19 protein-coding genes are annotated in these 18,502 nt (G+C 74.4%); 13 read left to right on the top strand and 6 right to left on the bottom strand.

What is annotated here, in order from left to right:
• The first annotated feature begins 56 nt into the window (after nucleotides 1-56).
• The 4 genes from RY076_RS17590 to RY076_RS17575 all read left to right on the top strand — a co-directional run bounded on the left by RY076_RS17590 (nucleotide 57) and on the right by RY076_RS17575 (nucleotide 2,652).
• Nucleotides 57-1,085 (top strand): peptidoglycan-binding protein, encoded by a 1,029-nt coding sequence (locus RY076_RS17590; protein ID WP_323100362.1) that lies wholly within the window; start codon nucleotides 57-59, stop codon nucleotides 1,083-1,085.
• Nucleotides 1,086-1,173: 88 nt separating this feature from the next.
• Nucleotides 1,174-1,494 carry a DUF2853 family protein gene (locus RY076_RS17585; RefSeq protein WP_323100360.1) on the top strand — a complete coding sequence of 107 codons (321 nt, stop codon included), beginning with the start codon at nucleotides 1,174-1,176 and terminating at the stop codon, nucleotides 1,492-1,494.
• A 220-nt stretch (nucleotides 1,495-1,714) separates the two neighbouring features.
• Nucleotides 1,715-2,395 (top strand): cobalamin B12-binding domain-containing protein, encoded by a 681-nt coding sequence (locus RY076_RS17580; protein ID WP_323100359.1) that lies wholly within the window; start codon nucleotides 1,715-1,717, stop codon nucleotides 2,393-2,395.
• Nucleotides 2,396-2,436: 41 nt separating this feature from the next.
• Nucleotides 2,437-2,652 carry a hypothetical protein gene (locus RY076_RS17575; RefSeq protein ID WP_323100358.1) on the top strand — a complete coding sequence of 72 codons (216 nt, stop codon included), beginning with the start codon at nucleotides 2,437-2,439 and terminating at the stop codon, nucleotides 2,650-2,652.
• Here the strand turns inward: RY076_RS17575 and RY076_RS17570 are convergent.
• Nucleotides 2,636-3,553, bottom strand: a complete 918-nt coding sequence (locus tag RY076_RS17570; RefSeq protein WP_323100355.1) for a LysR family transcriptional regulator — start codon at nucleotides 3,551-3,553, stop codon at nucleotides 2,636-2,638. The two genes, RY076_RS17575 and RY076_RS17570, sit on opposite strands and share 17 nt — an antisense overlap.
• A gap of 71 nt (nucleotides 3,554-3,624) precedes the next feature.
• Here RY076_RS17570 and RY076_RS17565 point away from each other — a divergent pair, with 71 nt between their 5' ends.
• The gene (locus RY076_RS17565) at nucleotides 3,625-4,869 is read left to right on the top strand and encodes an MFS transporter (RefSeq protein WP_323100353.1); all 1,245 of its coding nucleotides are present in this window, start codon (nucleotides 3,625-3,627) and stop codon (nucleotides 4,867-4,869) included.
• On the opposite strand, the gene RY076_RS17560 is transcribed toward RY076_RS17565, so the two are convergent.
• A complete protein-coding gene (locus RY076_RS17560; protein WP_323100351.1) occupies nucleotides 4,811-6,052 on the bottom strand; it encodes a RimK family alpha-L-glutamate ligase in 1,242 nt (413 codons plus the stop codon). The two genes, RY076_RS17565 and RY076_RS17560, sit on opposite strands and share 59 nt — an antisense overlap.
• 25 nt (nucleotides 6,053-6,077) lie before the next feature.
• Here RY076_RS17560 and RY076_RS17555 point away from each other — a divergent pair, with 25 nt between their 5' ends.
• The 8 genes from RY076_RS17555 to RY076_RS17520 all read left to right on the top strand — a co-directional run bounded on the left by RY076_RS17555 (nucleotide 6,078) and on the right by RY076_RS17520 (nucleotide 15,588).
• The gene (locus RY076_RS17555; RefSeq protein ID WP_323100349.1) at nucleotides 6,078-6,554 is read left to right on the top strand and encodes an ATP-dependent zinc protease family protein; all 477 of its coding nucleotides are present in this window, start codon (nucleotides 6,078-6,080) and stop codon (nucleotides 6,552-6,554) included.
• On the top strand, nucleotides 6,554-7,594 hold the full coding sequence (locus RY076_RS17550) for a succinylglutamate desuccinylase/aspartoacylase family protein (protein WP_323100347.1): 1,041 nt from the start codon (nucleotides 6,554-6,556) through the stop codon (nucleotides 7,592-7,594). Before RY076_RS17555 ends, RY076_RS17550 begins: the two co-directional genes overlap by 1 nt.
• Before the next feature lie 9 nt (nucleotides 7,595-7,603).
• A complete protein-coding gene (locus RY076_RS17545) occupies nucleotides 7,604-8,131 on the top strand; it encodes a glycine cleavage system transcriptional repressor (RefSeq protein ID WP_323100345.1) in 528 nt (175 codons plus the stop codon).
• Between the two features lie 62 nt (nucleotides 8,132-8,193).
• Complete coding sequence (locus tag RY076_RS17540; protein WP_323100344.1) at nucleotides 8,194-9,501, top strand: SWIM zinc finger family protein; 1,308 nt, start codon at nucleotides 8,194-8,196, stop codon at nucleotides 9,499-9,501.
• The gene (locus RY076_RS17535) at nucleotides 9,498-11,015 is read left to right on the top strand and encodes a DUF5691 domain-containing protein (RefSeq protein WP_323100343.1); all 1,518 of its coding nucleotides are present in this window, start codon (nucleotides 9,498-9,500) and stop codon (nucleotides 11,013-11,015) included. Before RY076_RS17540 ends, RY076_RS17535 begins: the two co-directional genes overlap by 4 nt.
• Nucleotides 11,012-12,115: an ATP-binding protein gene (locus RY076_RS17530; protein ID WP_323100341.1), complete on the top strand. Its 1,104-nt coding sequence runs from the start codon at nucleotides 11,012-11,014 to the stop codon at nucleotides 12,113-12,115. Before RY076_RS17535 ends, RY076_RS17530 begins: the two co-directional genes overlap by 4 nt.
• 15 nt (nucleotides 12,116-12,130) lie before the next feature.
• Nucleotides 12,131-14,395, top strand: coding sequence for a DUF5682 family protein (locus RY076_RS17525; RefSeq protein ID WP_323100339.1), 2,265 nt, complete (start codon nucleotides 12,131-12,133; stop codon nucleotides 14,393-14,395).
• Nucleotides 14,392-15,588: a VWA domain-containing protein gene (locus RY076_RS17520; RefSeq protein WP_323100337.1), complete on the top strand. Its 1,197-nt coding sequence runs from the start codon at nucleotides 14,392-14,394 to the stop codon at nucleotides 15,586-15,588. The genes RY076_RS17525 and RY076_RS17520 overlap by 4 nt, the downstream gene beginning before the upstream one ends.
• 159 nt (nucleotides 15,589-15,747) lie before the next feature.
• On the opposite strand, the gene RY076_RS17515 is transcribed toward RY076_RS17520, so the two are convergent.
• From RY076_RS17515 to RY076_RS17500, 4 genes are read right to left on the bottom strand one after another with little or no spacing between them, the layout of a single operon-like run.
• On the bottom strand, nucleotides 15,748-16,167 hold the full coding sequence (locus RY076_RS17515) for a RidA family protein (RefSeq protein ID WP_323100336.1): 420 nt from the start codon (nucleotides 16,165-16,167) through the stop codon (nucleotides 15,748-15,750).
• Nucleotides 16,168-16,188: 21 nt separating this feature from the next.
• Entirely contained in the window at nucleotides 16,189-17,136 is a 948-nt protein-coding gene (locus tag RY076_RS17510) for a DUF4332 domain-containing protein (protein ID WP_323100335.1), read from the bottom strand.
• A gap of 38 nt (nucleotides 17,137-17,174) precedes the next feature.
• On the bottom strand, nucleotides 17,175-17,582 hold the full coding sequence (locus RY076_RS17505) for a hypothetical protein (RefSeq protein WP_323100334.1): 408 nt from the start codon (nucleotides 17,580-17,582) through the stop codon (nucleotides 17,175-17,177).
• Between the two features lie 14 nt (nucleotides 17,583-17,596).
• Nucleotides 17,597-18,502 carry a hypothetical protein gene (locus tag RY076_RS17500; protein WP_323100333.1) on the bottom strand — a complete coding sequence of 302 codons (906 nt, stop codon included), beginning with the start codon at nucleotides 18,500-18,502 and terminating at the stop codon, nucleotides 17,597-17,599.

Below are 18,502 nucleotides of genomic sequence, written 5' to 3'. Positions count from 1 at the left end.
CGGTCGGCTCGGGCAGGAGCACTTGCCCACCCACCACACGGAACACAGGGGTAGTCATGTGTGAGCTCCACGAAGACCTCGGCAGCACCGGCGTCGCGCCGGCCTCGACCGTCACCGACGGCGTCGGTCGCCGCACGCTGATCCGCGGGGCCGGCGGCCTCCTCCTCGGCGGCGGTCTCATCGCCGCCACGGCGACCGCGGCCAGCGCCGCCACCTCCCAGAACGGCTGGCCGGCCGGCTCGACCTCGCAGATCCCGATCGTCGGCCTCACCGCCGGTGGCGTCACCTTCCCCGCCGGAGTCCGCAGCGGCCAGGTGCACACGATCCTCGCCTACGTCGCCGGCCGGTTCGACCGCGAGGTCGAGGCCCTCGTCAAGGGCTGGTGCTGGGGCCACAGCTACCGCCCGATCTCCGGCAGCACGACCCTGTCCAACCACTCGAGCGGCACCGCCATCGACTGCAACGCCCCGCGCCACCCCCTCGGCAAGTCGGGCACCTTCTCGGCGGCGCAGCGCTCGAAGATCCACGCCATCGTCGCCTCGTGCAACGGCGTCGTGCGCTGGGGCGGCGACTACTCGGGCCGCAAGGACGAGATGCACTTCGAGATCAACGTGCGCCCCGGCGACCCGCGGATCGCCCAGCTGGTCAAGAAGATCGGCGGCGGCAGCACCCCGACACCCGCGCCGATCACCTGGACGACGGTCAAGCGCGGCGCCAACGGCTTCCGCACCACGGCGATCCAGCACCTGCTGCGGCAGCGCGGCTACTCGCTCACCGTCGACGGCGTCTTCGGCGCCGGCACCGAGAGCAAGGTCAAGGCCTTCCAGTCCTCCCGCAAGCTCGTCGCCGACGGCGTCGTCGGCCCGAAGACGTGGACGGCCCTCGTCGTCACGGTCCAGAAGGGCTCGAAGGGCCAGGCCGTCGTCGCGGCGCAGAAGCTGCTGACGCACCGCGGCTACAGCCTGACGGCCGACGGTGTCTTCGGCACGACGACGACGAGCAAGACGCAGGCCTACCAGCGGGCGCACGGCCTCACGGCCGACGGCATCGTCGGTGCACGCACCTGGGCCAAGCTGACCGCCTGAGAGTTCGCCGTCCGTTCACCACCACCGCGCCCGCCGCAGGACTAGCGTCACGCGTGTCGCCGTCCATCGATGGAGAAGGGCAGGGCACATGGCAGAAGACTGGGCAGCAGACGTCAGGAAGTACTCGCCGAACGCCGACGACGCCGCGATCAAGGGCATCGTCCGCCACTGTGGCATCGCACTGCAGAAGCGCGACTCCTCGCTCGTGTCGTTCAGTGACAAGTCCGAGACCGACCGGGTCCGCGACGGCTTCATGAAGAAGAAGCTGGCGCTCACCGACTCCGACGCCGACCTCGACGCCGCACTCGCCGACGTGGGCAAGACGATGCACGCCGATCGCACGAAGAACCGCGTCACCGTCTACTACCTCCTCGCCGAGAAGTACGGGAAGCTCGACCTCTTCCGCTGAACCACATCTGTACGACCGCCCTTGTGGCACAACATGATCCGGCCGCGCGCCGCGGGTTCTCCCTGCGGTCGCGGCCGGTCGTGTGCGACCGACCCCCGCGGGCGCACGACACGTTTCGGTCACGGTCGCCGACCGGTCGTGCGCAGGTCGTTTGGCGCCCCTCCAGGTGGGTACGTTGACCGGACGCCCGCACCACCACCCCGGAAGGGGCACCCCCCACATGTCGGCAGACCGCACGCTCCCCGCGACCCGGGTGGAGCAGCTGGAACAGACCCTCGAGGCCTTCGACGAGGCCGGCGGCCACCGCGTCCTCGGTGACGTCTTCGCCGAGCTCGACGTCGAGCACGCACTGAGCGAGGTGGTACTGCCCTACCTGAGGGCCGTCGGCGACCGGTGGGAGAACGGGCGGATCGGCGTCGCCCAGGAGCACTTCGCGAGCAACGTCCTGCGGTCGCGCCTGTCGCTGCTCATGCAGGACGCCGCGCACGAGGTCACGGCCCAGCGCCCGCTCGTGGTGCTGGCCTGCCTGCCCGGCGAGCACCACGAGTTCGGGCTCATGGCCGCCGCGCTGACGCTCTCGCGCCTCGGCTGGCAGGTCTGCTACCTCGGGGCCAACACGCCGACGGCCGAGCTCTCGCTCGCGTGCCGCACCGTGCTGCCCGACGCGGTCGTCGTGGCGGCACTGCGACCCACCGCGTTCGCGGCGCACGCCCCGGCGCTGCGCCGGCTCGCCGGGACCGCGACCCTCTATGTCGGCGCGGCCGGGGCCTCCGCCGAGGTTGCCGAGCTGTGCGACGCGACGTGGCTCGACGGCGACCCGGTGTGGGCGGCGCGCGTCGTCGACGACGGGCACCGGCCGGTCGCTCCGGGGCTCGGCGGCGCGGAATCCACTGCGGTGTAGGTCTTTCGTCCTCACGCCGGGCCGGGCTAGGCTCGCGCCTCATGAGTCCGGAAGAGACGCTCGCAGACGCCCTGAGCGGCGAGATGGCCGACGCGGCCCCCGAGCCCCTCACCGACGCGACCGGTGAGGCCGGCGCGCCACTCGCCCCCGTCATCGACCGACGCGACCCGCGGGTGGCGCTCGCGGTCGCCGGCATCGCCCTGGCGGCGGCCCTCGTCGGGGGCCTCGTGGCCCTGGTGATCAGCTTCTCCGGTTGAGCGCCGCGAGAGCGACCGCACGCCCGGACCGGGCGACGAACTCCTCGAACGCGGTGATCGTCGGGTCGTGCGCCGGGTTGCGCACCATGGCCCCGATCGTGCGGTCGGCGCGCGGGTGGTCGAGGGCGACCGGCACGACGTCGCCCTCGGGCGCGAAGGCGGGCAGCACGGCGACGCCGAGGCCCGCGGCGACCAGCCCGCGCGCCGTGTGGACGTCCTCGGCCTCGAACCCGACGCGCAGGTCGGCCCCGGCATCGGCCCAGATCTCCTCGACGCGGCCACGGAGGCCGAACCCGGTCTTGAGGACGATGACGTCGTCGTGGGCCAGGGCGTCGACGGTGACCGACGCGACCGACGCCGCAGGGTGCGAGCGGTGCACGGCCACGACGAGCGGCTCGTCGTAGAGGACCGTCGTCGACACGCCCGGCTGCTCCGGCGGTGACGCGACGAGCGCGACCGTGGCGCGTCCGGCCGCGAGCTCGTCGAGGCACTTGGCGCGGGCGCCCTGCGAGAGGTCGAAGCCGACGCCGGGCCACTGGTCGCGGAACCGCCGAATCAGGGCCGGCACGACCGTCTCGCCCAGAAGCGTCTGGAAGGTCAGGGCGACGGTGCCGTGCCCCACGAGCGTCGACCGGGTGACGACGTCGACCCCGCGGTCGAGCGCGGCGACGGCGTCGCGAGCGTGCGGCAGCAGGGCCCTCCCGGCGGCGGTCAGGGCGATGCCGCGCCCCCGCCGCTCGACGACGGGCGCGCCGAGCAGCGTGCCGAGGCGCGCGAGCGCGCGGCTGACCGTCGGCTGCGGGAGGCCGAGGACGGCCGCCGCGGTCGTCACCTGGCCGACCTCGGCGACGGTGACGAGGACGGGGAGCAGGGCCGCGACGGCCCGCCGATCCACACTCATGCCGTCAGCGTATGGGTTGTGTCCATGACATGCATTGGTGCTCTGAGCGGCGGACTCCTAGCGTCGAGGTCATGACGACGACCCGCCCCCAGACCCTCTGGGACGGCCACCTGCCGGAGAGCCGCGAGTACCGGCGCATCCTCGTCGGGCTCGGCGCCGCGGGCATCGCGACCTTCGCCCAGCTGTACTCGCCGCAGGGCCTGCTCCCCACGCTCGCCCGCGGGCTCGGGGTCGACCCCGCGGAGGCCGCGCTGTCGGTGTCGGTCGCGACGCTCGGCGTCGCCCTCGCGGTGCTGCCGTGGTCGTGGGTCGCCGACCGGGTCGGACGGCTGCGCGCCATGCAGGTGGCGATCATCGCTTCCACGGTGCTCGGAGTCGCCGTCGCCCTCGCCCCGAACCTGCCGACGCTGCTCGGCCTGCGGCTCGTGGAGGGGATGGCACTCGGCGGCCTGCCCGCACTGGCCGTCACCTACCTGCACGACGAGGTCCACGCGTCCCACACGGCGGCCGCCGCGGCCGCCTACATCTCCGGCACGACGATCGGCGGCATGACCGGGCGCCTCGTCGCCGGGCCGCTCGCCGGCGTCATCGGCTGGCGCGGCGCCCTGCTCGCCGTCGCCGCCCTGTGCGCCGTGGCGTCGGCGGTCTTCCTGCGCCTGATGCCCCGCGCCCGGGGCTGGGCCCCCACCGGCCGGGCCACGCTGGGCGACGTGCTCGCCGGCGTCCACACCAGCCTTCGCGACCCGTGGCTGCTCGCCCTCTACGCCCAGGGCGCGCTGCTCATGGGCGGCTTCGTCGCGGTCTACAACTACCTCGCCTTCCGGCTCGAGGGGCCCGAGTTCGCGCTGCCGGCGACGCTCGGCTCGCTCATCTTCGCCGCGTACGCGGCCGGCACCGTCAGCTCACGGCTCACCGGACGCCTCGTGCCCCGCTTCGGTCGCCGCACCGTCCTCGTCGGCGGCACCGTGACGATGGTCGCCGGCGCGGTCGTGACGCTGTCCGGCGTGCTCGTGCTCGTCGTGGTCGGCCTGCTCGTGTTCACGGCCGGCTTCTTCGCCGCCCACGCCACCGCGTCGGCGTGGGTCGGCGCCCGAGCCACGACCGGACGCGCCCAGGCCACGGCGCTGTACAACGTCGCCTACTACAGCGGGTCGGCCGTCGTCGGCTGGCTGCTCGGGTACGCGTGGTCCGGACGCGGCTGGGCCGGCGTCGTGGCGTCGGTCGTCACGCTGGCGCTCGTCGCGCTCGGCGTGGCGCTCAGCGCGCTGCGGGTGCCGCGGGAGGTGCGACAGGCGCCGGGGCTTCGCTCAGGCTGACCAGCATGGGCTCCTTCGGCAGGCGACGCACCTTGCTGCGGCGGCGTCGCCGCTCGGGGATCATCGAGCGCATCTCCTCGAGGCGGCCGAAGCAGAGCAGGCGGTCCTCGGCCTGCAGCTCGGTGCGACGGCGCGGGTTGGGGATCACCGAGGTGCCGCGGTGCAGCGTCAGCACCTGGATGTCGCGATCGTCGAGACCCGACTCGCTGATCGTCTTGCCGACGAGGTCGGCGCCGGTGTGCACGACCAGCTCGGCGACGCCGTAGCCCGTCGACACCGTGAGCCGCTGGCGCACGTCGATCTCGGGGAAGGCCACCTGGTTGGCGATGTGGTCGATGATCGCGCCTGCGACGTCGAGCTTCGTCGCGCGCTCGATGCCCTCGAGCCCGGGCGAGGAGTTGACCTCCATGACGAGCGGCCCCTCGTTGCCCTCGAGCATGTCGACACCGGCGACGCGCAGGCCCATGATCTGCGCCGAGCGGACCGCGGTCTCCTCGAACTCCTTTGTCAGCTCGACGGGTTCGACGCGTCCGCCGCGGTGGACGTTGGAGCGGAACTCGTCACCCTCGGCGCTGCGCCGCATCGCGGCGACGACGCGGTCGCCGACGACGAGGGCGCGGATGTCGCGGCCCTTGGACTCCTTGACGAAGCTCTGGATGAGGACGTTCTGCTTCGTGCTGTGCAGGGTCTCGATGATCGCCTCGGCGATCTTGATCTCCGGCGCGAGGATGACGCCGATGCCCTGCGTGCCCTCGAGCAGCTTGATGACGACCGGGGCGCCGCCGACGCGCTCGATGGCGGGGCGCACGTCGGCGCGGTTGCGCACGAATGTCGTTGCCGGCATGCCGATTCCGTGGCGCGAGAGGATCTGCGTGGCCCGGAGCTTGTCGCGCGCGTTGCTGATGCCGTTGGCCGTGTTGGGCGTGTAGACGTCCATCTGCTCGAACTGGCGCACGACAGCGGTGCCGAAGTACGTGATCGAGTTGCCGATGCGCGGGAGGATCGCGTCGTAGTCGGACAGCGGCCGGCCCCGGAAGACCAGGTCGGGCTCGGGGCCGGACAGGTCGATGGCGAACCTCAAGGTGTTGAGCACCTTGACCTCGTGGCCGCGTGACAGGGCAGCGGTCTTGAGCCGCTGGGTGGAGTAGGCGCGCGGGGCGCGGGAGAGGAGCGCAAGTTTCATGGGGGATGCCTGCAAGGATGGTCGGATGTCCGGGCCGCCACATTCAAGCACTCTCGCCGGTTGGCGGGAATGGGTGACTCTGCCCGGGTGCGATGTCGAGTGGGTCAAGGCCAAGCTCGACACCGGCGCCCGGTCCTCGTCGATCCATGCGTTCGACGTCGCCCTCTTCGAGCGCGACGGCCGCGACTGGGTGCGGTTCTCCATCCACCCGTGGCAGCGCTCCGACGCCGACGCGGCCGTCGTCGAGCGTCCGGTCCACGACCGGCGCTCGGTCCGCTCGTCGTCGGGGCACTCCGAGGAGCGGTTCATCGTCCTGCTCGACATCGGCCTCGTGGACCGCACCGTGACGGCCGAGGTGTCGCTGACCGACCGCGACGAGATGGGCTTCCGGATGCTCGTGGGCCGCGAGGCGCTGCGCCAGGGCTTCCTCGTCGACTCGGGACGCTCCTACCTCGGCGGGCGACCCCCGCTCGCCGTCCGACGCAGGAACCGGGGCCGCTGATGCCACGTCCGTCGTTCGCCATCGGTGCCGTCCGCGTGCGGCCCGGCTCGACGCGGGAGGTCGGGCTGCCGATCACGCGCCTCGTCACCGGGGCCGAGGTCAGCCTGCCGGTCCGCGTCGTCCACGGCCGCACCGACGGCCCGACCGTGTGGATGACCGCGGCGATCCACGGCGACGAGGTGGTCGGCGTCGAGGTGGTGCGCCGCGTCCTCGCCTCGCTGCGCCCGCGCACCCTGGTCGGCACCGTCATCGCGGTGCCGATCGTCAACGTCCTCGGCTTCCAGACCGGTGAGCGGTACCTGCCCGACCGCCGCGACCTCAACCGGGCCTTCCCCGGATCGGCGCGCGGGTCGCTGGCCGGGCGCATCGCCCACCTGCTCATGACCGAGGTCGTCGCCAAGGGCGACGTCGGCATCGACCTGCACACCGGCGCCGACCGGCGCAGCAACCTGCCGCAGATCCGCGCCGACCTCGACGACCCCCGCACCCTCGAGCTCTCCTCCGCCTTCGGCGCGCCCGTCGTCTACCACGCGAAGCTGCGCGACGGCTCGCTGCGGGCGGCCGCCCGCGAGCGCGGGTCGACGGTGCTGCTCTACGAGGGCGGCGAGTCCTGGCGGTTCGACGAGTGGGCCATCGAGGCCGGCGTCGTCGGTGTGCGACGGGTGCTGGCCCGGCTCGGGATGATCGACCCGATCGACGAGCCGCCGCCCGCGCCGAGCCTCGTGTGCCGGTCGAGCGGCTGGGTGCGCGCCGCCGGCAGCGGCATCCTCCAGCTCGAGGCGACGCTCGGGCAGCGCGTGCAGCCCGGCGACCGCCTCGGCGGACTGTCCGACTCCTTCGGTCGACGCGTCCGCCTCGTGCGCGCCGACCGGCCCGGCATCGTCATCGGCCGCACCCACGCGCCGCTGCTCAACCGCGGCGACGCCATCATCCACATCGGTGAGGTCGAGGAGGACCACCCGACGCCCGACATGTCCGTCGAGCTGCCGCCCGACCCCACCGAGACGCCACTCCTCCCCGACGGCGCCGCCGCTGACTAGGCTGCGGTCATGGCCCGTCTCGTGCTCACCGTCATCGGCGACGACCGCGCCGGACTCGTGTCGGCCCTGGCCGACGTCGTCTCCGCGCACGACGGCAACTGGGAGCAGGGCCAGATGGCCGAGCTCGCCGGCAAGTTCGCCGGGATCGTCGTCGTCACCGTGCCCGACGCGCGCCGGGAGGAGCTGACCACCTCCCTCCGGGGGCTCGACGGCCTGCTCGAGGTGGCCGCCCACCCGGGCGCCGACGCGTCCGCCGACGCCACGTCCACCGAGCCCGCGCGGCGCCTGACGCTGCACCTGCTCGGCAACGACCGCCCCGGCATCGTCCGCGAGGTGTCCTCGGTGCTGAGCCGCCACGACCTCTCCATCGAGACGATCACCACCGGCACCCGCGAGGCACCGATGGCCGGCGGGCTGCTCTTCGAGGCCCACGTCGTCGTCGAGGTGCCGGCCTCCACGGACCTCGCCGACCTGCGCGCCGACCTCGAGCGGCTCGCCACCGAGCTGCTCGTCGACCTCGACCTGCACGAGGACTGACACGACGCGTCGAGCGCGGACCGCCCCCGACTGTCCGCCTTCTCGGTCATGATGTGCCCGTCATGACCCGATGGACTCCGGCGCAGGTGGCCGGGCTGGCCCCCGACGACGCGTCGCTGGCGGCGGCCCGCAGGCTCGCGCGCCCGGGGCCGTGGAGCGACACCGGCTCGACCGAGACGCTCGTGTGGGGCAAGTGCCAGGGCTCGGGCAAGACGCCGTACCAGGTGAGCGTCGACCTCGCCGGGCCGGCGTTCCGGTGCTCGTGCCCGAGCCGCAAGTTCCCGTGCAAGCACGGGCTCGCCCTGCTCCTGCTGTGGGTCGACGGGTCGGGGTCGGTCGCCGACGCCGAGGAGGTGGCCGGGTTCGCGGAGGAGTGGGCGGCGGAGCGGGCCGCCCGGGGAGCCGCGGCCGACGCCCGGGCCGAGGCGCGCGCCGACAAGGCCCCCGACCCCGACGCGCAGGCCAGGCGGCTCGATGAGCGGCTGGCCCTCATGAGCGCCGGGATGGACGACTTCGCCCGCTGGCTCGGCGACCTCGTGCGCGGCGGCACTGCGACCGCCCGGCGCCAGCCGCAGGCGTGGTGGGAGACCACCGCGGCCCGGCTCGTCGACGCCCAGCTGCCCGGCATCGCCGACGACGTCCGCACCGTCGGCAGCGAGGTGGCCTGGCGCGCCGACTGGTCCGAGCGGCTCCTCCTCGCGCTCGGGCGCTGGTGGACCGCCACCCGCGCCTGGGCCGGCCGCGACGCCCTCGACGCCGCCGAGCTCGGCGACCTCCGCTCCTACCTCGGCTGGTCCACCCCCACCGACACCGTCCGCGCCGGCGACGCCCTCCGCGACCGGTGGACGGTCCTCGGCGCGCACCGCACCGACGACGGACGCCTCCAGCAGCAGCGCACCTGGCTACGCGGCGCCGAGTCCGGCGAGACCGTCGTCGTGCTCGACTTCGCCGCCGGCATGCAGGCGCTCCCCGTCGCGCGGCTCGCCGGGTCGGTCCTCGAGGCCACCGTCGCGCGGTACCCGGGGCGTGGCGTCCGGCGGGCCCTCTTCGTCGACGAGCCCGCCCCCGTGCCCGCCGAGGGCAGCCTGCCCGGTGGCGTCGACGTCGAGGGCGCCCACGAGTGGGCGGCGCAGGTGTGGGCCGCCAACCCGTGGACCCGGCGCGTCCCGGTGGGCCTGGCCGCCGTCCGGGTCGGCGTCGAGCAGGTGGTGGACCCCGGCGGCTCCGCCATCCGGCTCACGCCCGACGCCGACGTCTGGGCGCTGCTCGCGCGCACCGGCGGCCACCCCACCGATGTGTTCGGCGAGCTCGACCACGGACGCTTCCGCCCCCTCACCATCGTGCAGCGCGGCGAGGTGGTCGCGCTGTGAACGAGCAGCCCACGGTGACAAGGGACTTCGACGCCTGGTGGCGCGAGGTCGGCAACGTCGCGCTCATCGGCACGGCCCGTCGCGGCGCACCACCGCTCGACGTGCTCGGCGTGCGGCGACCGGACGCTGCCGCCGACGGCCCGCGCGAGGGCGCCCTCCTCGACGCGGCGGCGCTCGGCGCGGCAGCGCTCCAGTCGGGTCGGGTTTCGCACCCGGCCGACACCCCACCGACCGCGCCGCCCGACGTGCGCCCCGAGGCGTCGCGGCTCGCCGTGCAGTTGCTCGAGCTCGTCATGACCCAGCCGCCGGCGGGCGCCCAGCAGCGCCCGGCCCTGCTGACCCACTGGCTGCGCGCGTGCGACGCCGGCGGCCAGCGCGTGCCGCACGCCCTGCTGCCGACGCTCCTCGACCTCGCCACCGCGCAGCGGTCGCTGCGACGCGTCGCGGCCCGGGTCGTCGACGAGCGCGGGCTCTGGCTCGCCGCCCTGCGCCCCGAGTGGTCGTGGGTGCTCGACGCCGCAGCCGGCGCCGACGTGTCTGCCGAGCCCGACGTCGACCCCGACGACTGGGCGCGCCTGCCGTCGGCCGAGCGGGTCCCGGTCGTCGCGTCGCTGCGGGCCCGCGACCCGGACGCCGCCCGGGCCCTGGTCGGGTCGACGTGGGCCACCGACGCGGCCCGCGACCGCCGCGCCCACCTCGAGACGTTCCGCGTCGGCCTCGGACCGGCGGACGAGCCGCTGCTCGAGCGCGCCCTCGACGACCGGTCCGCCGGCGTCCGGGAGGTCGCCACCGAGCTGCTCGACGGGCTGCCGGGTTCGGCGCGGGCGGCGCGGATGCGCGAGCGGCTCCGCCCCCTCGTCCACACCACCGGCATGCTGCGTCGCGGGCTCGAGGTGACGCTGCCCGACGAGCCCGACGTGGCCGGGCGCCGCGACGGGCTCGGCAAGCAGCCGCCGCGCCGGTCCGCGCGCGGCTGGTGGCTCGAGCGGATCGTCGCCGGTGCGCCCCTCGAGGTGTGGACCGACACCACCGGTGCCGACGTCGCCACGACCCTCTCCCGCATCACCGACGACGACGCCCTGCTCGGCCTGCGCCGCGCCGTCGTCGCCCGGCGTGACGCGGTCTGGGCCGCAGCCCTGCTGCGCCGGGGCTGGGACGCCGCACTCGTCCCGGCCCTCCCCCGCGCCGAGCGCGAGGCCGTCGTGCTCGACCGGGTCCGGGCGTCCGGCGACAAGGTCGGCGAGGTCGTCGGGGCCATCGCGACCCTCGACGCGCCGTGGTCGCCCGACACCAGCGTGGCCCTCGTCGGCCGCCTGCGGCAGGCGCGCACCGCGCCGACCCTCGTGTCGTACGCGATGCCCCACCTCGTCGCGGGTCTGCACCCCGCCGCGCTCGACGCCCTCGAGCGCTGGCAGCGCGCGCTCGGCGACGGCGACCGGGCCCTGGCGACCCACCTGCGCAACCTGCTCCAGCTCCACTCCGTCAAGCGATCGATCAGCGAGGCGTTCCGATGACCGACACCACCGAAGCGACGACCCCCGACGTCCTGCGCGCGCACGCCGAGGACGCCTACGCGTCCGAGCTGGCGGCGCTCGCCGCGGCCGACGACCGTCCGCGGCCGCCGAGCTGGCGGCTCTCCCCCTGGGCCGTCACGACGTACCTGCTCGGGGGCACGCTGCCCGACGGCACCGAGATCGCGCCGAAGTACCTGGGGTCGCGCCGGCTCATGGAGGTCGCGGTCGCCTCGCTCGCCACCGACCGCGCGCTGCTGCTGCTCGGCGTGCCGGGCACGGCCAAGACGTGGGTCGGCGAGCACCTCGCCGCGGCGATCAGCGGCGCGTCGACGCTCGTCGTGCAGGGCACCGCGGGCACGCCCGAGGAGTCGCTGCGCTACGGCTGGAACTACGCCCGGCTGCTCGCCGAGGGCCCGACCCGCGGCGCCCTCGTGCCGAGCCCGGTCATGCGCGCCATGGAGACCGGCGCCCTCGTGCGCATCGAGGAGCTGACGCGCATCCCGGCCGACGTGCAGGACTCCCTCATCACGATCCTGTCGGAGAAGACGCTGCCGGTGCCCGAGCTCGACTCCGAGGTGCAGGCCCGGCCCGGCTTCAACGTCATCGCCACGGCGAACAACCGCGACAAGGGCGTCAACGACCTGTCCTCGGCGCTCAAGCGACGCTTCAACACCGTCGTGCTGCCGCTGCCGGACACCATCGACCAGGAGGTCGAGATCGTCCGCACCCGCGTCGCGTCGCTCGGCCGCAGCCTCCAGCTGCCCGCCGAGCTCGAGTCGCTCGCCGAGATCGAGCGGGTCGTGCAGGTGTTCCGCGAGCTGCGCTCCGGCGTCACGGCCGACCAGCGCACGACGGTCAAGTCGCCGTCGGCGACGCTCTCGACCGCCGAGGCGATCTCGGTCATGACGAACGGCCTGTCGCTCGCCGCACACTTCGGCGACGGCGTCGTGCGGGCCGAGGACGTCGCGGCCGGCCTCGTGGGTGCCGTCGTCAAGGACCCGGTCCAGGACCGCATCGTCTGGCAGGAGTACCTCGAGACCGTCGTCAAGGACCGTCGCGAGTGGACCGACCTCTACCGCGCCTGCCGCGAGCTCGGCTGAGCGGGCCTCGCGCGCATGACCGTCGAGGTGCTCGGCATCCGCCACCACGGGCCCGGGTCGGCCCGGTCGGTGGCGCGCGCCCTCGACGAGCTCGAGCCCGACTCGGTCGTCATCGAGGGGCCGCCCGAGCTCGACGCGCTCGTGCCGCTCGTCGCCGACCCCGACCTCGTGCCGCCCGTGGCGGGCCTCGTCTACGCGGTCGACAACCCGCGGCGCGCGGCGTTCTACCCGTTCGCGGTGTTCTCGCCGGAGTGGGTGGCGCTGCAGTGGGCCGTGGCGCGTGGCGTCGCGGTGCGGTTCGCCGACCTGCCCGCCGCGCACTTCCTCGCCGACGCACCGGCCCCCGACGCCCCCGCGACTGACGCCGAAGAGCCCGACGTCGAAGACACCCCCGGGCCGGCGCAGGGCGTGGTCCGCGAACGCGTCGACCCGATCTCGACCCTGGCCCGCGCCGCCGGCTACGACGATCCCGAGCGCTGGTGGGAGGACGCTGTCGAGCACCGCCGCACCTCCTCGCTCGAGCACTTCCGGTTCCTGCGCGAGGCGATGCGCGGCGTCCGGGGCGACACGACGATCGGCGACGACGCGCGTCGGGAGGCATTCATGCGCAAGGTGATCCGCGGCGAGGTCAAGTCGGGCCGCGAGCGCGTCGCCGTCGTGTGCGGGGCCTTCCATGCGCCGGTGCTCGACCCGGACACCTTCCCGCCGGCCACCCGCGACAACGCCCTGCTCGCCAAGCTGCCCAAGGTCAAGGTAGCGGCCACGTGGGCGCCGTGGACCGCCGCGCGCCTCGCGTACGCGAGCGGGTACGGCGCCGGGGTCCGCTCCCCCGGCTGGTACCAGCACCTCTTCGTCACGCCTGACGACGACGTCGTGCCGTCGTGGTTCGTCCGCGTCGCCCGGGCCCTGCGCGAGGAGGACCTCGACACCTCCACCGCAGCCGTCGTCGAGGCCACCCGCCTGGCCGACGCGCTCGCTGCGGTCCGCGGCCGTCCGTCGGTCGGGCTCGCCGAGCTGACCGACGCGGCGCAGGCCGTGCTCACCGACGGCTCCGACCTGCCGCTGCGGCTCGTCGACCGGCGCATCGTCGTCGGCGAGCAGCTGGGCCGGGTGCCCGACTCGACGCCGATGGTGCCGCTGGCCTCCGACCTGTCGCGGCAGCAGAAGTCGTTGCGGCTCAAGCCGTCCGCGTCGGTCACCACCGTGCAGCTCGACCTGCGGCGCGAGGCCCAGCTGGCCCGCTCCGTGCTCCTGCACCGGCTGCGCCTGCTCGGCGTGCCGTGGGGCGAGCAGGTCGACGCCGGCCGGTCGACCGGCACCTTCAAGGAGGCGTGGCAGCTCGAGTGGGACCCCGAGCTGGCGGTGTCGGTCGTCGAGGCGAGCCTCTGGGGCAACACGGTGCAGAGCGCTGCCGAGGCCAAGGTCGCCGACGAGGCCGGCAGCGCCGACGACCTCGGCCGCCTCGGCACCCTCATCGAGCAGTGCCTCCTGGCCGAGCTGCCCGACGCGCTGCGCGCGGTCGTCGCGGCCCTGGCCGACCGCACGGCCCGCCAGCACGACACCCGGGCCCTCCTCGACACCGTCGAACCGCTGGCCCGCACGTGCCGCTACGGCGACGTGCGCGGCGTCGACGTCGGCGAGGTGGAGCACGTCCTGCGGACCGTCGTCGTCCGGGCATCGGTCGGGCTGCGCGCGGCCTGCGCGTCGCTCGACGACGACGCGGCCGCCGCGATGCGCGCCGCCGTCGAGTCGGCCGACCGCGGCGTCGCCCTGCTCGACCTGCCCGACCTGCGCGAGCCGTGGCAGCGCGCCCTCGCCTCGGTCGCTGCCGACGAGAACCTCCACGGCGCCGTGGCCGGGCGGGCCAACCGCCTGCTCCTCGACGCCGGGCTCCTCGAACGGGACGAGGCCGCCGGCCGCCTGAGCCGGCGACTCTCGACCGGCGCGAACGCCACGGCGGCCGCGGCCTGGGTCGACGGGTTCCTGACCGGCGAGGCGCTGATCCTCGTCACGGACGACGCGCTCCTCGCGATCATCGACGAGTGGCTGACGGGCGCGCCCGACGCCGTCTTCGAGGACCTCCTGCCGCTCGTGCGGCGCACCTTCTCGCGGTACGAGAACGCCGAGCGTCGGCTCATCGGCCAGCACCTGCGCGCGCTCGGCACCGGCGCCCGCGTTCACAGGGACGACGCGTCGGCGTCGGTCGACCTCGAGCGCGCGGCGCCCGCGGTCGCCACCGTCGCCCGCCTGCTCGGGCTCGAGACCGGAGGCGTCCGATGACGGAACATCCTGAGCCGCAAGGACCCTCGACGCGGCGGGACCGGCTGACACGGTGGCGTCTCGTCCTCGGCGGCGAGGACGCCGACGGCATCGGCGAGGCCGCCTCGCTCGACGCCGACGACGTCAAGCGCGACGAGGCCCTGCGCGAGCTGTACGACGGGCAGCGCAAGGGTGGGCTCGGGGCGTCGGCGCCGCGGGTCGCGCGGTGGCTCGGCGACATCCGCGGCTACTTCCCGTCGTCGGTCGTGCAGGTGATGCAGGCCGACGCCATGGACCGCCTCGGCCTCACCCAGCTGCTCCTCGAGCCCGAGCTCATGGAGGCCGTGCAGCCCGACATCAACCTCGTGTCGACACTCGTCGGGCTCGGCCGCGTCATCCCGGAGCGGTCGCGCGCCACCGCCCGCGCCGTCGTGCGCACCGTCACCGACGAGCTCGAGGAGCGGCTGCGGCAGCGCACCGTCGAGGCGGTCACCGGGGCGCTCAACCGGGCCGCCCGCACCCGCCGCCCGCGCCACTCCGACATCGACTGGAACCGCACCATCGCCGCGAACCTGCGCCACTACCAGCCCGACCTGCGCACCGTCGTGCCCGAGCGGCTCGTCGGCTACGCGCGGCGGGCGCACCGCGTCGAGCGGCAGATCATCCTCTGCATCGACCAGTCCGGGTCGATGGCCGAGTCGGTCGTGTACTCGAGCGTGTTCGGCGCGGTGCTCGCCTCGCTCCGGTCGGTCGAGACACGGCTCGTCGTCTTCGACACCCAGGTCGTCGACCTCACCGACGAGCTCGACGACCCGGTCGACGTGCTCTTCGGCGTGCAGCTCGGCGGCGGCACCGACATCAACCGGGCCCTCGCCTACTGCGAGTCGCTCATCGAGCAGCCGGCCGACACCGTCCTGGTCCTCATCAGCGACCTCTACGAGGGCGGCATCGCCGAGGAGATGGTGCGCCGCGCGTCCTCGATCGTCGCCTCGGGCGCCACGATGGTGGCCCTGCTCGCCCTCAGCGACTCGGGCAGCCCGAGCTTCGACGCCGAGCACGCCGCGGCGCTGGCGGCGGTCGGCGTGCCGGCATTCGCCTGCACCCCCGACAAGTTCCCCGACCTCATGGCCACGGCGATCGAGAAGCGCGACATCACGGCGTGGGCGGCGGCCCACGACATCGTCACGACCCACGAGCCCGACCCGCCCGCCTGAGCCCGACCGTCCGTGCGCTCTGCATTGCTCCACCCAGTGAGCCACCGCGGACTCAGAGCGACCTGGCTCGCATGGCGGAGCAATGCAGAGCAGCCAGGTCGTCCTCCCGCTCAGGCCCTCGTGCCTCTGACCTCGGCGGCCGGGGTTCAGTGGCCGAGCTCAGTCGGCAGGGAGGGCTGCCACGGCCTCGATCTCGACGAGCTGGTCGGGGTAGCCGAGCACCGTGACGCCGTGCAGGGTGCTCGGCACCTCGTGCTCGCCGAACGCGTCGTGGACGACCGCCCAGGCGGTGACGAGGTCCTCGCGCACGGTCGTCGCGACGAGGACCCGCGTGTAGACGACGTCCGTCAGACGGGCACCGGCCTCGGCGAGTGCGGTGACGAGGTTCTCGAGGCACTGCCGTGCCTGGGCCGCGATGTCGCCGGGCGCCACCGTGGCCCCGTCGGCGTCGAGCGGGCACGCGCCGGCGGCGAAGACGAGGCGGGCCGGCCCGTCCGTCGTCGCCGCGTACGCGTACGGCGCCGTGTCGGTGAGCGCGGTCGACCGGACGAGCCGGACGACGCTGTCGGGTGCGGTCATGGCCCCGACGGTAGCGGCGCCTCAGGCGCGGCGGGAGGCGGCGGCCGCGGCGACCCAACGCTCGGCCAGCGCCGCGTCGAGCGGCTTGGCACCCGGCACGGAGCCGGCGGCCTTGTCGAAGCGCGCCACGAGGTCCTCGACCGACGCCGTGCCGACGGCGGCGAGGGAGTCGAAGCCGGCCGCGCGCAGCACCGTCACGTGCTTGCCGGTGGCCTCGGGCAGCGTCACGAGCTCGGCCTCGCTGACCCACGTGCGCAGCGTCGCGCGGTCGACGCCGAGCAGGCGCTGCAGCTCGGTGGCGACACGGGCCCGCGACCCGACGCTGACGAGATCACCGGCGCGGAACAGCCCGGCGGCGGCGAGCGCCTTGCGTCCGGCGGCGTCGACGGACGGCAGGGTCTCGAGCGGCACCGACGGGCGCAGCAGCGACGCCGCCTCGGCGTTCTCGACGGGGATCGGCACGATCGTCATCGCAAGCCGGCCCACCGACGCGTCCTCGGGGGCACCCGGCGTCGGGAAGCGGTACCGCAGGTTGCCCAGCTCGTCGAGGTCGAGGCTCACCCTGGTGTCGAGCTGCACCTCGCGCAGCGCGAAGCGGGTGACCCCGTTGGCCGACTCCGACAGCTGACGCTGCAGCTGGTCGGTGGCGTTGGCGATCGCCGTGCCGAGCTCGTCGTAGTGCCGGCCCGGGCCCTGCAGCGCCGCGACCTGCGAGCGCAGCGCGTCGTTCTCCTTCTGGAGCCGCGCCACCTCGGCCGCGAGGTCCTCGACGAGCTTGCGGTCGCTGTCGTCCTCGACCGAGTCGACGGGGCGGAAGATGCCGAGCACGCCGTCGTTGCGGATGACCGCCGTGCTGGGGCGCAGCACCGCCCCGGCGAGCACCGCTCCTGACAGCGGGCCGGCGGTCGCGGTGCCGAGGTGGGTCGCCGCGCCGGGCGGCAGCGTGATGTGGTCGGTCTTGCCGTTCACGGGGATCGTCCTCCACGGGTCAGGGTGTTCAGGGGCCTTCAGGGGGTGGGGTCGGCGTCGGCCGGAGGGTCGGCCGGAGGGTCGGCAGGTGGGGCGGTCGGGAGGGCGCTGCGAGGGCGGGCGTCCATGACGACCCGCAGGCGCACCTGCGTCGACGCCTCGTAGCCGAGCAGCGCCGCGTCGACCGGGTTGGCCGTGCGCACGAGCAGGCTCGGGCGTCCGGGAAGGGTGGCCGAGACCCGCGCGGCGAGCTGGACCTCGAGGGCCGTCGAGCCGACGGTGAACCACAGCGGCGGCGGGATCGGCACGTCGCCGGGCGGGTCGTTGAGCCAGGCGTCCGTGCGGGCCTGCGCGTCGGCGTCGATCGTCGACTGCGCCGACACGACCGCGCCGAGGAGCCCGGCGACGAGGTCGCCGAGCTCCGCGGCCGGGCTGGTGCTGCCCATGGCGGTCGCGGCCGTCAGAAGACGACGGTCGTGTCGTTGGAGACGATGCCGATGCGGGCCGACACGATCGACTCGACCGGGGAGCGGTCCGCCGTCTCGTCGAGGAAGGTCCGCCGCAGCAGGACCTCCACCGTGCCGTCTGCATCGGTCTGGTCGACCCCGCCGACGTACTCGAACGGCACGCCGGAGGTCTCGATCGAGATCGTCTTGCCCGCGATGGGCGTGCTGTCGCGACGGAAGTACTCGATCGTCACCTGCATGGTCCGCTGCGCGGGCGTGCCGCCGGCGGCCGGGATGTCGATGATCTCGCCGGCGCTGACGGCCAGGCGCGGACCCTGCACGGCCTGGCGCGGCTTCGGCACGCCGATGTCGTGGCGTGGCGTCAGCTCCGAGTACATCCGGATGCGGCCGCGGGAGACGTCGGAGGTCACCTGGCTGGTGCCCGAGGTCGTCGTCCGGTCGTAGTCGAGGTACGTGCGACCGCCGCCGAGGAAGACGAACAGGCCGCCCTGGCTGGAGCCCTCGCTCGTCGTCGACGTCGTCGTCGTGCTCGACGAGCCGGCCGACAGCTCGCTCGCGACGAAGCTGCCCTGCAGGCGCACCTGGCTCCACTGGTAGAGCACCGGGTCGATGAAGGTGATGAGCGGCAGGCGCTGCTCGTGCGACACCGACTCGTCGATGTTGCCGTCGTCGTCGTACACGGTCTCCTGGACCGCGAGGATGTCGACGGTGGTCTCGGCGAGCGCCGTCGTCGTGGTGACGGCGGTGTCGTTGAGCTTGCGCTGCGTCGTGGCGACGGCCTGGCCGACGCCGGCGATGAGGTCGCCGAAGGACGTTCCGGCGCGGGCGAGCTCGTCACTCACGTCGGAGTTGGGGATGTCGAGCGGGGCCGTTCCGGCCCCGACCGGTGTGATGGTCAT

Origin of the sequence: Intrasporangium zincisolvens (assembly GCF_034724055.1) — a bacterium.
GTDB lineage: Bacteria > Actinomycetota > Actinomycetes > Actinomycetales > Dermatophilaceae > Monashia > Monashia zincisolvens.
Note: the sequence above shows the minus strand (reverse complement) of the source record. Positions and strands in the feature narration are given on the sequence as shown.

Coding starts and splice junctions, on each gene's coding strand:
- RY076_RS17540 (WP_323100344.1), top strand. CDS start 8,194: ATGACCCGATGGACTCCGGCGCAGGTGGCCGGGCTGGCCCCCGACGAC.
- RY076_RS17505 (WP_323100334.1), bottom strand. CDS start 17,582: ATGGGCAGCACCAGCCCGGCCGCGGAGCTCGGCGACCTCGTCGCCGGG.
- RY076_RS17570 (WP_323100355.1), bottom strand. CDS start 3,553: ATGAGTGTGGATCGGCGGGCCGTCGCGGCCCTGCTCCCCGTCCTCGTC.
- RY076_RS17530 (WP_323100341.1), top strand. CDS start 11,012: ATGACCGACACCACCGAAGCGACGACCCCCGACGTCCTGCGCGCGCAC.
- RY076_RS17560 (WP_323100351.1), bottom strand. CDS start 6,052: ATGAAACTTGCGCTCCTCTCCCGCGCCCCGCGCGCCTACTCCACCCAG.
- RY076_RS17500 (WP_323100333.1), bottom strand. CDS start 18,502: ATGACCATCACACCGGTCGGGGCCGGAACGGCCCCGCTCGACATCCCC.
- RY076_RS17515 (WP_323100336.1), bottom strand. CDS start 16,167: ATGACCGCACCCGACAGCGTCGTCCGGCTCGTCCGGTCGACCGCGCTC.
- RY076_RS17520 (WP_323100337.1), top strand. CDS start 14,392: ATGACGGAACATCCTGAGCCGCAAGGACCCTCGACGCGGCGGGACCGG.
- RY076_RS17565 (WP_323100353.1), top strand. CDS start 3,625: ATGACGACGACCCGCCCCCAGACCCTCTGGGACGGCCACCTGCCGGAG.
- RY076_RS17545 (WP_323100345.1), top strand. CDS start 7,604: ATGGCCCGTCTCGTGCTCACCGTCATCGGCGACGACCGCGCCGGACTC.
- RY076_RS17590 (WP_323100362.1), top strand. CDS start 57: ATGTGTGAGCTCCACGAAGACCTCGGCAGCACCGGCGTCGCGCCGGCC.
- RY076_RS17525 (WP_323100339.1), top strand. CDS start 12,131: ATGACCGTCGAGGTGCTCGGCATCCGCCACCACGGGCCCGGGTCGGCC.
- RY076_RS17575 (WP_323100358.1), top strand. CDS start 2,437: ATGAGTCCGGAAGAGACGCTCGCAGACGCCCTGAGCGGCGAGATGGCC.
- RY076_RS17555 (WP_323100349.1), top strand. CDS start 6,078: ATGTCCGGGCCGCCACATTCAAGCACTCTCGCCGGTTGGCGGGAATGG.
- RY076_RS17580 (WP_323100359.1), top strand. CDS start 1,715: ATGTCGGCAGACCGCACGCTCCCCGCGACCCGGGTGGAGCAGCTGGAA.
- RY076_RS17585 (WP_323100360.1), top strand. CDS start 1,174: ATGGCAGAAGACTGGGCAGCAGACGTCAGGAAGTACTCGCCGAACGCC.
- RY076_RS17550 (WP_323100347.1), top strand. CDS start 6,554: ATGCCACGTCCGTCGTTCGCCATCGGTGCCGTCCGCGTGCGGCCCGGC.